Raw genomic sequence first — 15,042 nt, 5'->3', positions numbered from 1 at the left:
TTTCGCCCGGAATTTTTCCCGACTTCCACGAATAGCCGGCAATGCTGAAAATTAATTCAAATCCCTGTCGCTCATCCAATCCAAAAATACTTCTTCCTCCTGCCTGATAGGGAGCATTGACGTACTTCACCGCCACGTCGATTAGCTGAGATCTATCAGCTTTTATCGCATGACTGCGAACAGAACCGGTAAAGCCAATATGATCCTGCCAATTAAAAAGCTCCAAGTCAGAAAAGTGGAGCCTACTGCCAGGAAGTAAATAAAGGTTTGTACCAAGGTATTCTATTGCAGCGATGGGACTGGTGACCACCTGAAAGTCCGTGTTTAGAAACTTGTAATAGTCAGCTGCCGGAATTTCTTTGATTGTATGAGTGGTGATCCAGCCTTCTAACCCTGTATCCTCATGCAAAATTTTGAACCATTGCTGGTCAGAAGTCATCGCTATCGTCTGATAGCATTCTCCAAAAAGTAACTGGGTCACCAGTGCTGAATCAAAAGTAGGTCTGCGGTAAAGAGGTAATATTGTTTGCCTGCAGAGCCCCAAAAGCATCAATCAAAGGCCATTCGCTGGATTTCTCTTTTTGCATCTTTTTCCTTCAAGTCCTGTCGTTTGTCGTGTGATTTTTTACCTCGGCCAAGCGCAATCTCCATTTTAGCCATCCCTCGGTCGTTGATAAATATACGAACAGGAATGATAGTCAGCCCTTTTTCCTGTGACTTAGTTTCGAGTTTTTCCAGTTCTTTTTTGCTCAAAAGCAACTTTCTATCACGAATAGCCACATGATTATAGCTAGCTGCCATGGAATAAGGTGCAATGTGCATTTGACGTACATAAAGCTCTCCAGTCACAGGAAGATCCAGAAAGCCTCAGTCAGGGACGCTTTCCCTTCTCTTATAGACTTAATTTCGGTCCCCCTTCAGCACCATACCAGCCACGTAGGTATCTACAAATTCAAACTGAAAACTTGCTTTTCTGTTTTTTATGTTGATGACTTTGTCAAACTTATTATCCTTAGCCATGCTTAAATTTTCATTTTTGCGAGAGGAGCTACATCCATAGATGAAAATTCTCCTTTCAGATATTTGTAATGTGCTGCCATGGCAATCATGGCCGCGTTGTCTGTACAATATTCAAATTTTGGAATGTACAGGTTCCAGCCTTTTTGTGCTGCCAACTTCATCAACGTCTTCCCTCAATCCTGAGTTGGCAGAAACTCCGCCAGCGATTGCTACTTCCTGCGCCCATACTGCTTGACCGCCGCTTTCAACTTTATCAAGAGCATCTCTACCAATGAATACTGAATGCTAGCGCACAGATCTGCTAAATTCTCTTCGATAAACTTCGGATTTTCTTTCAGTTGATCCCGAAGAAAATAAAGCACAGCCGTCTTAATTCCACTGAATGAGTAATTCAATTCAGGCATTCTGGTGATCGGAAACTGAAAAGCTTTCGGGTTGCCTTCAGTAGCATATTTGTCAATAAGTGGACCTCCCGGATAAGGCAATCCCAGCAGCTTGGCTGTTTTATCAAATGCCTCACCGACTGCATCATCCTGTGTCTCTCCTATCACTTTCATATCCAGTGGATCTTTCACCAGGACCAATTGTGTATGGCCACCACTCACAGTCAAACAGATAAAGGGAAAATTCGGCTTGGGATCTTCTATAAAATGCGCCAGGATATGCGCATTCATGTGGTTGACTTCAATGAGTGGGATCTTTTTTGCAAAAGCGAATGCCTTTGCAAAACTCACTCCCACAAGTAAGGAACCCATTAATCCGGGACCCCGAGTGAATGCTACGGCTGAAAGTTGATCTTTGGAAATCCCAGATCGACAAAACGGCCTCCTGAACTACAGGGATCAGGTTTTCCTGGTGCGCGCGTGACGCGAGGCTCCGGAACTGCCCCCCCATATTTTTCGTGAACAGATTGTGTAGCGACAATATTATTAAGTACTTTGCCGTCAGCTATAACAGCCGCAGAGGTCTCGTCACACGAGGATTCAATTGCTAGAATAAAGATATCGTTGGTACCCATTGGAAAAGAACGCGAAAGTTAAGGATTTTTTGCACAAAGCGTTTCGGGTAATACTTTGGATCGTCTTTTCATTAGTCATGTTTTTTATTGTGGTGGCTCTGAGTTTACAGATCACTTGGGTTCAAAATGTGGCAATTAATTCTGTAACAGGCATTCTCAATAATAATTCAAATTTCCACACAGAGATCGGTAAGATCAGACTCACTTGGTGGGATGCACTTGAGTTAGACGATGTTATTATTAGAGATCATCGGGATAGTTTAATGATTGGTGCCAAAAAGATCAATGCAGACTTCGAGTTGCTTTCGCTAATTCCCCCAGGAATCACCACTATTAATGAAGTCCGAATGGAAGACGCAAAGCTGCATCTACTAACCCATGATGGTGATTCTGCCATGAATATCAATCTATGGGTGGAAGAACTATCAAACATGTTTAGTTCTGGAGTAGCACGAGTACAGGACCCACACAGTTTAAAATCAATAGCGTAGAGCTCAGAAACTCTGAAATATTTATTGTAAATGAGATCACCGATGCGATCACGAAAGGCCTGGATTACAATAGACTGCGCTTTTCAGACATCACTTTAAATGCTTCTAACTTTTACTTGGAAGGTCCGGAGATCGGTGCTGATATTAAAATGCTTACAGGCACTGAACTCACATCGGGTTTTGAGATTATGGAACTCAAAACCAATATGAAATATGGGCCTGAATTCATGGAGTTTGACAGGCTAAGCCTAAAATCAGTCAATAGTCATGTCAAAAACTTCCTCCGTTTTGAATACGCCACACCTTCAGCATTTTCCAATTTTGAAGAGGAAGTTGTCGTCATCACTAATTTTGATGAAACCAAGTTAGATTTGGGTGATTTAAAACTTTTCGCTCCATCTCTTCCTGATATTGATGATGAAATCTATCTATCCGGAAAAATTGCTGGCCCAGTATCAGATCTAAGATCAGAAGAATTCCTAATTAGGCTTGGTGAAAAAACAGCAATTTTCGGAGCATTTAGACTAGATGGTTTACCAGATATTGATGATACCTATATTAATTTATCACTCAAAAACTCTACAATTTTAGCTAAAGATTTAGCTCCATATTTGCCGATCAATATTTCCAAAGAAATCAACAAATTCAATACTGTACGGCTCACAGCTGATTTTGCGGGTTATTTGCATCGCTTTGATACCAATGGTGATTTCAAAACTTCAATTGGTGACATTACTGGCAGGGTGAGTTTTGAAATGGTAGATGGACTGCCAAAAACTGTTTCAAATATCACAACCCAAAATCTAGATCTTGGAATAATTGCCGAAGATCGGGATCTATTTCAAAAAGTAAGCCTCAATGGGCGCATCACCACCACCGGTAATTCCATAGCAAACTTGCTGCTGGATGTGGATGCAGATGTGAGCAAATTTGGGTTCAAAAACTACCAATACACCAACATCAAAACTGATGCAACCTATGGTAGGGATCTATTCAAAGGTAACCTAGCAGTTAAAGACCCGAATTTCAAAATCAATGCAAATGGTGAGGTGAATCTTCGGGAATCAACAGACTCTGTCAGGATGAGCTTGGAAATTGATACGGCATTTCTGGATCGATTGAATCTTACCGAAAAGGCAGCCTTCATCAGTGGAAATCTAGATATAGATGTAAAAGGAATAGAGCTAGATGACATTCAGGGAATTGCTAGATTCCGAAATATTGTCGTCGGTTACGAGGATAGACTTTTGGAGCTAGGAAGCTTCAATTTCCAATCTCTTTTTGCAGGAGGCACTCGAACCATGTCAATAAATTCTGATTACTTAGTTGCTGCTGCTTCGGGACAATTCAATCTGGAGCAAATGAGTAGAGATCTAGACATTCTCCTTAATCAGTACATCGCAATTATGCTGAACGAGGAGCAGCCAATAGCTGATCTGGAGCGCAATTTCTCTGAGATTTATAACCTGGATTTGAATCTCCGACTTATCAATATCAACCCAATTGTTCAGCTTTTTGAGCCTGATTTAAGTCTGTCTAAAAACATGGTTCTCGAGGGGGCATTTTATCAAACAGCTGAGAATACAGTCTTTAATTTTTTTACAAGCATTGATACGTTGAAGTATAAAACCAACTCTGCTCAAAACATTAATATAGATTTTAACACTTCAAAAATCATTAATAGCCCAGACATTCTAGCCTCCTTTTATGTCTATTCAAAATCACAGGAATTAGGCAAATCCCTACAATTTACCAATTTTGGGTTTGAAGCCACTTGGGACTAAAACCAAATGGATATAGATCTAACATTGGATCAAGATTCTACTCAGAGTGCTGCCAGAGTCAATGCGGTAGCCAAATTCTCCAGCCAGAATACCCAACTGTCATTTGAACCTTCTTCACTGAAAGTACTTGATCGGGAATGGAAATTTGACTCTTTGAATCTAATCACAATTACTCCTGGATTAATACAAGTTGATAGCCTAAAGATATTCAATGAAAACCAGTCTATTTCCATCCAAGGCACTGCGAGCAACAAGGCTGAGGATAGATTGAATCTATTGGTAGAAAATGTAAATATTGATCTACTCAACACACTTTTCCCGCAGGACTTCGACGGTATTGCCAATGGTCTCATATCTTTTGAACAACTATTCGATAGACCTTTGATGCAAGGAGAATTCCGTCTGAATGAATTTGCTATTAACCAGTTTCCAATAGGTGACATGAGTGCAAAGGCTAATTTGGATTTAGAGCGATTGCAAGTTTCCCTTACTAATGTTAATCAAGGAAAAGAAACGATCAACATCGGTGGATACATTCTCACAGAAAATCAAGAACTGAATATGCAGGCGTCTTTGAATGAAGCAGAGCTTAGATAATTACTTCCGAACCGTTTTTATCCAACTACTTATCAGGAATGGGAGGCAGTATTTCTGGTAAATTAAACTTGGGAGGGACGATGGCTACACCTAGAGTGGAGGGCACGGGAAGATTGAACAATGGAAGAATGACTGTCAACTATCTTAAAACCACCTATTTACTTAACGGAGATATACTTTTCAGACCTAATCAAATCAGCCTTCAGCAAGTTTCTATGCGAGATCTTTTTGGCAATCAAGCCACGCTCTCCGGAGGCATAAATCACCAAGGCTTCTCTAACATCCGTTTGGACATTAGAGCCAACCTAAACAATCTCCAGGTGATGAATACTACAGATGAGGACAATGAAACCTTTTACGGTACAGCATTCGTCTCAGGCACCCTTGAAGCTGTAGGCACCATTAAAAACCTGGATATCAATGCACGAGCTACCAGCCAGCCAAATACGAGGATTTATATCCCATTAACCAGCAGTAACACACAGGCTCAGGAGGATTTTATCCATATGATCAATATCCAAGACACTGTTCGGATTCAGCAAATCGCCGAGGAGATTAATCGATTGGAAATAGAAAATGTACGGATGAATTTCGTGCTTGACATAACCCCTGATGCCTATGCTGAAATAATAATCGATCCCCGAACAGAGGAAGGTATATCCGGGCGAGGGCGTGGAGTCTTGACAATGAATGTGGACACACAAGGGAATTTCACGCTAAATGGCACCTACGAAATCACGGAGGGCATGTATAATTTCTCCCTTTATAATGTGGTGAAAAAGCAATTCAGCATCAAACCAGGCGGTAGAATTACATGGTATGGAGACCCCTATAGCGGAATAATGGACATTTCAGCAGAATATACTGAAAGTGTATCTTTGCAGCCTCTACTTCTAAGCTCGGTCACTCAGACTAATCAAAGTACTACAGCCACTCGCCGATACCCTGTCAAAGTGTTGCTGAATCTGGATGGACAATTACTATCTCCTGACATTAGTTTTGGATTTGATTTTTCAGAATTCCCGTCCAGCGGTGAAACCCAAACGACCATCTCCTCTTTCCAGAATAAGATTGCTAATGATGAGCAGGAAATGAACCGTCAGGTCTTCTCTGTAATTATGACACGATCTTTCTCCCCAGAGGGACAATTTTCCGGTGTTTCCAATATTTCATCCAGTTTGGGACAATTGCTATCCTCACAGCTCAATAGTTTTCTTGGCCAGGTAGATAAAAATCTCGAAGTTGATTTGGATGTAGCGAGTCTGGATCAAAATGCATTAGAAACCTTCCAACTTAGCGTTGCCTACACTTTCCTAGATGGACGCCTCCGCGTATCTAGAGATGGTGGTTTTACCAATAATCAGGGAAATGCCAGTGCATCATCCATCATTGGCGATTGGCAAGCTGAATACATGCTTACCGAGGATGGGGTGTACCGAATCAGAATTTTCAACAGAAATAACTTCAATACATTTACCTCGCTTTCTCTGTCGAAAAACGTCTCTACCTATGGCGTTGCTGTATCTCAAAGTGTTTCATTTAATTCCTTTTCGGAGTTGTTCAATAAAATCACCCGTAAGAAAAAAGAAAAATTGATGATAAATGATCAGGATGATTTCTTGCGCTACCAGTTTGAAAATAAAACGGAATGGGAAAAAATTGAACTTGATAATATAGAAGAAAGGCTTGACTCCCTGAATCGCGAAAGAAGGTTTAAGCTATTGAAAGAAGGGAGTTTTGAGTAAAATTTCCCGCTGATTGTCGCTGATTTTCACTAAAAATAGAACTATATGAAATCTGCAGCTACCCACGTGTTTTGATCCACGTAAATCTGCAGGAAATACCAAAATGTAAAAACTCTAAACAATCACCCCATTCACACTATTACTTTAATAAAATCCCAATGAAAAAAATCAGCATTTTCTGGTTTAGAAGAGACCTTAGATTAGAAGATAACCATGGATTATTTAAAGCCCTAGGTGAAGGTGAGCATATCTTACCACTATTCATTTTTGACAAGAACATACTTGATAAATTAGAAGATAAGACCGATGCGCGAGTGGAATTCATTTACGATCAGATTAGTAAAATCCATGGAGAACTAGGCAAAAAAGGATCTTCTCTGCTAATCAAATACGGTGACCCTGAGAGCATTTACAAAGAGCTCCTTCAAGAATACGACATCCAAGCTGTATACACCAATCGGGACTATGAGCCCTATGCCAAAAGTAGGGATGAGAAAGTAGCTAGGTTGCTGAACAAGCAGGATATTGAATTACATCAATACAAAGACCAATTAATCTTTGAGCCTGGAGAAATTCTGAACGGGTCTGGGGAATTTTATAAGGTCTTCACTCCCTTCAGCAAAGTTTGGCTGAGCAAGCTAAATCCTTCCATGCTCGAGGCATTCAAACCTATGCATTGGAAAAATCTGCTTCAAACGGAGGAATTCCCACTCCCAACTTTGAAGGAAATCGGCTTTGAGAAAAGCGACATCTCTATTCCTTCCAAAACTGCAGATGAAGAAATCATCGCACATTATAACGAAACCCGGGATTACCCTGCCAAAAACGGTACATCTAGGCTCGGAATTCATTTGCGCTTTGGCACAATTTCTATTCGACAGCTTGCATCGAAAGCCAAAGAACTAAATGCAACCTACCTGAATGAATTGATCTGGCGGGAGTTTTACATGATGATTTTGGCATTTAACCCTGAAGTGGTTGATAAAGCTTTCAAACCTGCTTACGATCAAATTCCATGGAGAAATAATGAAGAAGAATTTGCTGCTTGGTGCGAAGGGAAAACTGGCTATCCCATCGTAGATGCCGGTATGCGTGAACTCAATGCTACTGGCTACATGCACAATCGCGTGCGAATGGTCGTTGCTTCCTTTCTGACCAAACATTTGCTGATCGATTGGCGCTGGGGGGAAGCATACTTTGCGGAGAAATTACTGGACTTTGAATTGGCCTCCAACAATGGCGGTTGGCAGTGGGCAGCTGGGACCGGAACAGATGCGCAGCCTTACTTCCGGGTATTCAATCCGAGTTCTCAGCAGGAGAAATTTGACAAGAACTGGAAGTACATCAAAAAATGGATTCCTGAAATAAACTCAGATAAGTACCCAAAACCGATAGTAGATCATAAATTTGCAAGGCAACGTGCAATCGACACCTACAAATCAGCCCTGAATCAATGAATATCGGAGACCGAGTAAGATTACTACATGGAAATGAAGAAGGAATCATCCGGAAAATTTCGGCTAGTGGTAGAATGCAAATCGAAATCGAGGATGGATTCATCATTCCTGCCCTCAAATCAGAACTGGTACTAATTCACGAAACTGAAAAACAGCATTTTGGAGAAAAGGCTGTAGAAGAGAAAGAAATCGAAACTCCAATCCCTATTTCTGGTCCAAAAGATCAAGGGCTATACCTCGCTTTTCTTCCGATCAATGACCAAAGTCTGAGCCTTTATCTGATCAATGACAGTCGTCAGCCTTACTTGGCGCATGCATCAGAAGTTTTCGGAACCAATCAACGAACATTACTTGCTGCTACACTAAATCCAGGCGAAGCAAAGAAATTTGACGATAGAATGCTTAAGGAAATGGACGAATGGCCGGCATTCTTGCTTCGCTTTATTCCGATTCATAACACCTTGGAAAAGGCAATCCCAGCTTTCGAGCGTCAGCTGAAGATGAAGCCTACTCAGTTTTTCAAACACCTGAGCAAAGCGCCAAGGTTGGATAAAACAGCATACATTTTTGGCTTGGAGCAGACAACCAAAGAATTGGATATCCGTGCGCTGAATCAGGAACTAGACGAAATCAGGCCAAAGACTGAAACTCCAAAGGCAGTAAAACCATCCAGATCAATTGATTTACATATAGAAAAGCTAGCCACTGATCCAAAAGGAATGAGTAATTCGGAGATGCTTCGGATTCAATTGGAAGCTTTTGATAGAAACTTAGACCAGGCGATTGCTTCAGGAATGGACGAGATCACGTTCATTCATGGCATCGGAAATGGCGTGCTCCGCAAAGAAATTCACAAGCGATTGAGTCAGCATCAAAATATTAAGTATTTTCAGGATACTCAAAAAGACCAGTGGGGCTATGGAGCAACACTTGTCAGAATCTCCTAAACTATGCAGGCTAAGATATCCCCTGTCTTTCAGCTTTTTGAAACCCAACACCAGGAAGCCAAAGCGCTTTTCTTGGTTTTGGGAAAGCAAATCAAATCTAAAAAAGCCATAGAACTTCTTGGCAAAATGGATTTTTTGGAGCTCTATGCTGACTTAATGGCTAAGGTTCACTTTGATATTGAAGGATTGAATTTCAATATTTTCTCGGACTTCAAACAGATGAAGAGAAGTCTGAGGAAAATCCATCATTTCAAATTGGCAGAGAAAAGTTTGAATAACCGGGAGCAAGCGCTGGGAATCAAGTACAATGGATATAGAATCCACCTGAGTAAATACAAGAAGAAGCTTTATACCGAAGCTTTTGACTTGATAGTAGGAAGCACACTGAAAAGCTGGGACGAGTTTCACCATAAAGCCCAAGCGGCAAGCAGAGGCATAAAGCCGTTGGCTATCCACACCGCCGTCAACCAGATCATACAAGATGAACTGGAGTTTTTTAATTTAGACCACAAAGGCGCAATGGATAGTAAGGCATTGAAAGACACTTTTGAAGGGCTGCGAACCATCATCATGTTGGAAAACACATTAATTGAGATGGGCTTCAACCCTATTTTTATTACAGGAATCCATGAGGAAATAGAAGTGCTGAAAAACAATTTGAAACCTTGGTACTCTAACCACCTGTCACTTCAGTCATTGATGCATTTTTTGGGTGCAAAAGAAGATGTTTCCAAAAAGTATCTGGATTGGGCGAAGGAGCTCAAAGCAGAAAAGAAAATTCTCTCGGCCCAAGCTGAGGCTCAGGCACATCAGTTGTTCGATAAGATTTTGGGGTAAGGCGATGGTAAATCATACAGTAAGTTTGGTATTGATAAGCTTATTGACATTCCGATTTTAATGGATAAACTAATCTACAAACCGAAAATTGTAGGAATACTGGTAATTGTATTCAATTTAATCCCAATATTTTGGACTTATTTTATCTTCATAACCATCCCTCTAATTATTGGTGGATTAATCTTCCAATTTGTGAAGTCTAGTGAAAACCTTTATTACGAAATCCCATCCGCTATATTACTTATTGGTTCATTTATGGGTCTAATCTTAACAGTAGTGTCAATTTTTGAAATATTTCAATACTAATTAAAAAAAGCTTTTGCCATATAGAAAATCAAAAGACAAAACCATAAACTTAATAGCACGTGTAAGAAAAAGAAAGTGGACACGTGTACTGCTTTCTTGTTAAATTTGAAAAAACAGCTTATGAATACCAAACTCACCTTAACTATACAACAGGATGTGATTCAAAAAGCAAAGGAATATGCGAAAGACAAAAACCGAAGCCTTTCTGACATCATAGAAAACTATCTAAAAAGCCTTACTCGGGAAATAAGAGAAGAGAACAAACCTAAGCTTACTCCTATAGTCAAATCGCTAAGGGGCTCATTTAAAATGCCTGAAAATCTTGATTACAAAGAAGAGTTGAAAAAAGCCCTTGAAGAAAAGCATTTGTAAATGGATAAGGTACTTATTGACTCGGACGTGATTCTGGATTTTTTCTTTGACCGAGAACCATTCTCTCAATACGCTACAGAGATTTTTCTTCGCTGTGAGTTGAGGCAATTAATTGGCTATACCACGCCAGTCATCATTTCTAACGTCTATTACCTTCTAAGCAAAATTGCCAAACATGAGGTAATCATAGAAAAGCTGAAACAGCTTTTAAGCATTATTGAGATCACTACAATGAACAGGGAAGTTGTACTTGCTGCTTTAAACTCTGAATTCAAGGATTTCGAAGATGCTCTTCAAAATTGTGCTGCGCTTTACAATGGTGAAATATCAGTTATACTTACTAGAAACTTGAAGGATTTTAAGAAAAGCGATCTGGCGATATTATCTCCTGAAATGTATCTGAAGAAGTAACCTGATTACTTTTTTATCAAAAAGTCAAATTCAGTGTTTAAAATCTCAAGGTTAACGGTGAATACTACCGGGATTTTAGAAAACTAATGAACCTGTGATGCGCTGAGAATTTCTCGAAAATCATGATAAATTAGTCTGAAATTCCATTAAGCGCATTTTTAGAATGAAAATCATCTCAACCAACATTGGAAAGCCGACCACTTTTATCTGGAACGGAAAGGAAGAAACTACCGGGATTTATAAAAAACCTACCGGACAGCCCATCTACCTTACAAAAAACGATGTCATCAAAGATGAAGTCTCCAACAGACTAAATCATGGCGGTTATTACAAAGCCTGCTATATCTTTTCGGCAGAGCAATATCCATATTGGAAAGCCTTGTATCCAGATTTGGATTGGTCATGGGGCATGTTTGGAGAAAACTTGACAGTTTCCGGTTTTGATGAAAATGAAGTATATCTAGGTGATATTTATAAAGTTGGGGAAACCTTGATTCAGGTTTCTCAGTATCGTGAACCTTGCTATAAATTCGGGCATAAGTTTGGGACTCAACAGGTAATCAAGCAGTTTATCCAGCACGGATATGGTGGAACTTATCTCAGCATTTTGGAAGAAGGGTATGTGGACGTAGATGATGAATTCATTCTGGTTGAACGCCCAGAGAATAGTATCTCAGTAGCTGATTTATTCCAACTAGTTTTTGCCAAAGAGAAAAATCAGGAGCTTTTGAAAATCGCTGCGAGCAGCAAAGCTATTCCTCCAAAGAAGCGGTTTTTACTAAGTTCTTACATTGAACCTAAAGCCTAGAACGGAGCCGAAATCTGAGTAAACCATTGATTCACCAACAATAGCAATGATCTATTTCACACAGCTTATTTACATTCTCGACGGTCAGGAGGCAAGCTTTCTAGCGTTTGAAGCAGTAGCCATTCCGCTGATTGCTAAACATAATGGAAAACTGTTGCTCAGATATAGACCAAGTTCTGACAACATTATTGAGCAAAACATGGAAATGCCTTTTGAAATCCATTTGGTGGAATTCGAAAACGAGCAGGATGTAGCAGACTTCTTCAAAGATGAGGAGCGCCAAAAACATATCCATTTGAAAGAAAAATCCATCAAGTCAGTTTGGCTGATCAAGGGATCAAAACTGTAAGTGAGCTACCTCATCAAAATCCAAATTAACCACCTCCTGAATTTCTTTTCATCCTGCACAAAACCGAAATATCCCTTAGCTTAGCAACTTTTAAAAAACTATCAACCCTATGGATACCTCACACAAAACCTCATTCCAGTTTATCAGCGAACCCTCAGATATCAATTTTGGAGGAAAAGTACACGGAGGTGTAGTGATGAAATGGATAGATCAAGCAGCTTATACCTGCGCCAGAACATGGTCGGAAAGCTATTGCGTAACAGTTTATGTGGGTGGTATCCGGTTTTACAAGCCTATCAATATCGGAGATGTGATCAAAGTGGAATGTGCAGTGATTTACACGGGTAGCTCCAGCATACACATTATGGTGGAAGTTTATTCCAGAGATTTTGGACACATAGAATTTGAGAAAAAGACGCACTGCATCATCATTTTCGTATCTGTTGACGAAAATGGCAATCCGAAAAAAGTAAAGCCTTGGGTTCCTCAAACCGATCAAGAAAAGAAGTTGGAAGAATACGCAACGCGACTGAAATCACTCAGAGAAGATATTCATAACGAGATGAAGCCTTTTTTTAATGAGTAGATTTTAAGTAAGAAGTTTTAAAAAGTGGTTAGTTCGAAGGTAACATTTTGTCCCATCGGACAATTGGTCTGAGGAAAAGGAATTGCTTTGTGTCGAATGCATTCCGTCGTAACGCTTGAATAAGCGTAACTTTTCCAAAGTTCAAAACTTTGGAAAAGTTCTCTTGATACGCCAACCAATAATTGTGCTCTTTGCGAAAACCTGCGCGTCTTTCGCGGTTCAAATCACCTACTTATTGTCCAAATCTCCTTTCATCTCCAAACTATTTCCTTCCTTGAGTTTTTGGAGAAATAGATCCTCCACGTAAAACTGCCAATCCGAAAACTTGATCGCCTGATTCGCTAAATGCACATGATGGTCCTGATCCAAAATGTAATCATCAGGTTTATTCAACTCTCTAGTTTTACCATATACTGTTTCCAATTCAGCTAATTGCTTCTTCCACTCCCCTTCTAAATTCAAAAGTTTTTCCTTTGTGGCTTCTCTTTCCTTAGCCGTTTTGGCTAGATCCCATTCCGCCAGTAGCAATAGAGACTTATTGGTGAATTGTGTGACTTTGGCAACTTGCTCATAGACTTCAAGTGTATAGGAATTTCTTAAAGCAGCTTTCTTGGATTCTGAAATTTTATAGAGAACAGAGTCTAAAACTAACTCACTGGCTTGCGCTTTCTCCAGTTTACTCTTATTTCGTTCAGTCCATTGTCCCGGAGCATTTGCTTCCGGCAAAGCCAAAACAGCATCCTGCATAGGGTTTCCCATCCCCTTCAATATATTTCTGTCAGCTTTTTCCAGCAAAGCATTTTTCCAAAAAGCTACCGAAGGCTCCAGGTCATTGATAAATGAAAAATCTTCAGACACCAATCCAGAACCAAAAGATCGATGGCGAAAGGCTGCATGCAACTCCTCCGAACTACGCTTTTTGCCAGACCATGTGTATTCAGCAAAAATCGCAATTCCTCTTTGATACAATTCAAAGTGCGGGGAATCATCATCCCAAAGCGTCAACAACAGCCCATCCGCTTTATTATCGATAGATATCAATGCAAAATCCCGAATATTGGCTGTGTTACTTTCTTCAAGCGGCATCAAGTTCCAGCGTGTCTGGCCTGCTGTAGCCCCCATCACTTGGAATCCGTGATCGGTAAACCACTGCATTGCCCTGTTATTCCCTGGAGTTTCCGGCGCACTATAGTTCCAACGCATGTAAACGCAGTTTTTCGGAAACATATCCACGTATTTATTGAGGTTGGGCTCATTAGCAGTCCAGATACTATCTACCTGTGCCTCAGAAAGATTTCTATTAAATATAGAATTATACACTCCTGCGTTTTTCAAGGGCATATCATCCCAGAAAATCGGAGTCAACCCTCTTTTATCAGCATATTCACTGACTCTATTCAGCCAGATCAACTGCAGCTCTAATGGAGATTTACCACTTTCTCTCCCGGTAGTATGAACTTCGTCTCCCCCTACATGGAGATATTGTGCGTGTGGAAAAGCTTCGAGTGCATCGGAATACAAGTCAAACTGCACTTCATAAGTTCGGTCGTCTAGTGGATTGAAAGCCCAATCGCTGGCTGGATCATCCCGCAGATCTTTATATTCATCATGCTTGAGAATGAATGAAGCATGTCCCAGACCCTGAACCAAAGGGGAAATCCGAATATTTCTAGCCATAGCATAATCACTCAGCTTTTTCCATTCTGCGATGGACCATGCATCTGATGAACCTACTTTGGGTTGTTTTTCGAAAGCCAGCTTATCTTCTATCTCCAGAATTATCCCATTGATTTTCAATTCTGCCAAGCGATCCATAAGCTCGTAGTAATAGTCTTTCTTTTCCAAGTGATGCTTTACATCGAGTTGAATCGCTCGATAGTTTAGCGCAGGCTCATCATTTATTGAGATCAAAGGCAAAGCCGCATCTTGGTCCAAAGCATCCTGCACCAACTGGCCGAGTGTGATCACCCCATACCAAAGTCCAACTTTGGTCGCCGCTTTGATTTCCACTTGTTCCTCAGTAATCTCCAGTATGTAAGCCTCAGGTTTCAAGCTTGAAGTTGTCTCTAAACTAAGCGAAACGTCACTTGTACCTGCCAACGATTTCCCTGCTATGAAATCAGCTTTAGCCTGTTTGACAAATTCTTGAATTTCTTTAGCAGAAAGTGAAGAAACGCCTGTAATTTCTAAAGAAGTAGGACTTGGCAGAATCATATAGCTTCCTTCTTTCTTTGGAGTTGAGCGGCAGGAAGCCAAAATCATTAAGGTAAAGAGGAGACTGAAAATTGAAAATAAACGCATGAAAAGAGGTTAT

Annotated in this window: 13 protein-coding genes and 3 pseudogenes; 12 read left to right on the top strand and 4 right to left on the bottom strand. The window is 40.4% G+C overall.

Annotated elements, in window-relative coordinates; genetic code table 11:
* The 3 pseudogenes from AC0L6R_RS06895 to tsaD all read right to left on the bottom strand — a co-directional run.
* Nucleotides 1-481: pseudogene (locus tag AC0L6R_RS06895) on the bottom strand (hypothetical protein); the annotation flags it as partial.
* Nucleotides 482-549: 68 nt separating this feature from the next.
* Nucleotides 550-1,020, bottom strand: a pseudogene (gene smpB / locus AC0L6R_RS06890) (SsrA-binding protein SmpB).
* 2 nt (nucleotides 1,021-1,022) lie between these two features.
* Nucleotides 1,023-2,038: pseudogene (gene tsaD / locus AC0L6R_RS06885) on the bottom strand (tRNA (adenosine(37)-N6)-threonylcarbamoyltransferase complex transferase subunit TsaD).
* Nucleotides 2,039-2,067: 29 nt separating this feature from the next.
* On the opposite strand from tsaD, the gene AC0L6R_RS06880 reads away from it, so the two are divergent.
* The 12 genes from AC0L6R_RS06880 (at nucleotide 2,068) to AC0L6R_RS06825 (ending at nucleotide 12,728) form a co-directional block, all read left to right on the top strand.
* Nucleotides 2,068-2,529 (top strand): hypothetical protein, encoded by a 462-nt coding sequence (locus AC0L6R_RS06880; protein ID WP_473270528.1) that lies wholly within the window; start codon nucleotides 2,068-2,070, stop codon nucleotides 2,527-2,529.
* Between the two features lie 116 nt (nucleotides 2,530-2,645).
* Nucleotides 2,646-4,313: a hypothetical protein gene (locus AC0L6R_RS06875; RefSeq protein ID WP_473270527.1), complete on the top strand. Its 1,668-nt coding sequence runs from the start codon at nucleotides 2,646-2,648 to the stop codon at nucleotides 4,311-4,313.
* A gap of 6 nt (nucleotides 4,314-4,319) precedes the next feature.
* Nucleotides 4,320-4,910, top strand: coding sequence for a hypothetical protein (locus AC0L6R_RS06870; RefSeq protein WP_473270526.1), 591 nt, complete (start codon nucleotides 4,320-4,322; stop codon nucleotides 4,908-4,910).
* A 38-nt stretch (nucleotides 4,911-4,948) separates the two neighbouring features.
* Nucleotides 4,949-6,655, top strand: a complete 1,707-nt coding sequence (locus tag AC0L6R_RS06865; protein ID WP_473270525.1) for a translocation/assembly module TamB domain-containing protein — start codon at nucleotides 4,949-4,951, stop codon at nucleotides 6,653-6,655.
* A 158-nt stretch (nucleotides 6,656-6,813) separates the two neighbouring features.
* Nucleotides 6,814-8,112, top strand: coding sequence for a cryptochrome/photolyase family protein (locus AC0L6R_RS06860; RefSeq protein ID WP_473270524.1), 1,299 nt, complete (start codon nucleotides 6,814-6,816; stop codon nucleotides 8,110-8,112).
* Entirely contained in the window at nucleotides 8,109-9,059 is a 951-nt protein-coding gene (locus AC0L6R_RS06855; RefSeq protein ID WP_473270523.1) for a Smr/MutS family protein, read from the top strand. Before AC0L6R_RS06860 ends, AC0L6R_RS06855 begins: the two co-directional genes overlap by 4 nt.
* Nucleotides 9,060-9,062: 3 nt before the next feature.
* The gene (locus AC0L6R_RS06850; RefSeq protein ID WP_473270522.1) at nucleotides 9,063-9,896 is read left to right on the top strand and encodes a hypothetical protein; all 834 of its coding nucleotides are present in this window, start codon (nucleotides 9,063-9,065) and stop codon (nucleotides 9,894-9,896) included.
* 426 nt (nucleotides 9,897-10,322) lie between these two features.
* On the top strand, nucleotides 10,323-10,574 hold the full coding sequence (locus tag AC0L6R_RS06845) for a DUF6364 family protein (RefSeq protein WP_473270521.1): 252 nt from the start codon (nucleotides 10,323-10,325) through the stop codon (nucleotides 10,572-10,574).
* Nucleotides 10,575-10,985 (top strand): type II toxin-antitoxin system VapC family toxin, encoded by a 411-nt coding sequence (locus AC0L6R_RS06840; protein ID WP_473270520.1) that lies wholly within the window; start codon nucleotides 10,575-10,577, stop codon nucleotides 10,983-10,985. It abuts the gene before it with no gap.
* Nucleotides 10,986-11,148: 163 nt separating this feature from the next.
* A complete protein-coding gene (locus AC0L6R_RS06835) occupies nucleotides 11,149-11,793 on the top strand; it encodes an MOSC domain-containing protein (protein WP_473270519.1) in 645 nt (214 codons plus the stop codon).
* A 46-nt stretch (nucleotides 11,794-11,839) separates the two neighbouring features.
* Nucleotides 11,840-12,142 (top strand): DUF1330 domain-containing protein, encoded by a 303-nt coding sequence (locus AC0L6R_RS06830; protein ID WP_339867229.1) that lies wholly within the window; start codon nucleotides 11,840-11,842, stop codon nucleotides 12,140-12,142.
* Nucleotides 12,143-12,251: 109 nt separating this feature from the next.
* A complete protein-coding gene (locus tag AC0L6R_RS06825; protein WP_473270518.1) occupies nucleotides 12,252-12,728 on the top strand; it encodes an acyl-CoA thioesterase in 477 nt (158 codons plus the stop codon).
* A gap of 228 nt (nucleotides 12,729-12,956) precedes the next feature.
* On the opposite strand, the gene AC0L6R_RS06820 is transcribed toward AC0L6R_RS06825, so the two are convergent.
* Nucleotides 12,957-15,029: a beta-N-acetylhexosaminidase gene (locus tag AC0L6R_RS06820; protein WP_473270517.1), complete on the bottom strand. Its 2,073-nt coding sequence runs from the start codon at nucleotides 15,027-15,029 to the stop codon at nucleotides 12,957-12,959.
* Nucleotides 15,030-15,042: the final 13 nt, after the last annotated feature.

Source organism: Algoriphagus sp. 10J20-15 (assembly GCF_055809615.1).
The sequence above is the reverse complement of the archived record's forward strand: the minus strand, read 5'-3'. Positions and strand labels throughout refer to the sequence as shown.

What these genes read in the sequence shown, in the direction of transcription:
- AC0L6R_RS06870 (WP_473270526.1), top strand. Translation starts at nt 4,320, where the DNA reads ATGGATATAGATCTAACATTGGATCAAGATTCTACTCAGAGTGCTGCC.
- AC0L6R_RS06865 (WP_473270525.1), top strand. Translation starts at nt 4,949, where the DNA reads ATGGGAGGCAGTATTTCTGGTAAATTAAACTTGGGAGGGACGATGGCT.
- AC0L6R_RS06860 (WP_473270524.1), top strand. Translation starts at nt 6,814, where the DNA reads ATGAAAAAAATCAGCATTTTCTGGTTTAGAAGAGACCTTAGATTAGAA.
- AC0L6R_RS06855 (WP_473270523.1), top strand. Translation starts at nt 8,109, where the DNA reads ATGAATATCGGAGACCGAGTAAGATTACTACATGGAAATGAAGAAGGA.
- AC0L6R_RS06850 (WP_473270522.1), top strand. Translation starts at nt 9,063, where the DNA reads ATGCAGGCTAAGATATCCCCTGTCTTTCAGCTTTTTGAAACCCAACAC.
- AC0L6R_RS06845 (WP_473270521.1), top strand. Translation starts at nt 10,323, where the DNA reads ATGAATACCAAACTCACCTTAACTATACAACAGGATGTGATTCAAAAA.
- AC0L6R_RS06840 (WP_473270520.1), top strand. Translation starts at nt 10,575, where the DNA reads ATGGATAAGGTACTTATTGACTCGGACGTGATTCTGGATTTTTTCTTT.
- AC0L6R_RS06835 (WP_473270519.1), top strand. Translation starts at nt 11,149, where the DNA reads ATGAAAATCATCTCAACCAACATTGGAAAGCCGACCACTTTTATCTGG.
- AC0L6R_RS06830 (WP_339867229.1), top strand. Translation starts at nt 11,840, where the DNA reads ATGATCTATTTCACACAGCTTATTTACATTCTCGACGGTCAGGAGGCA.
- AC0L6R_RS06825 (WP_473270518.1), top strand. Translation starts at nt 12,252, where the DNA reads ATGGATACCTCACACAAAACCTCATTCCAGTTTATCAGCGAACCCTCA.
- AC0L6R_RS06820 (WP_473270517.1), bottom strand. Translation starts at nt 15,029, where the DNA reads ATGCGTTTATTTTCAATTTTCAGTCTCCTCTTTACCTTAATGATTTTG.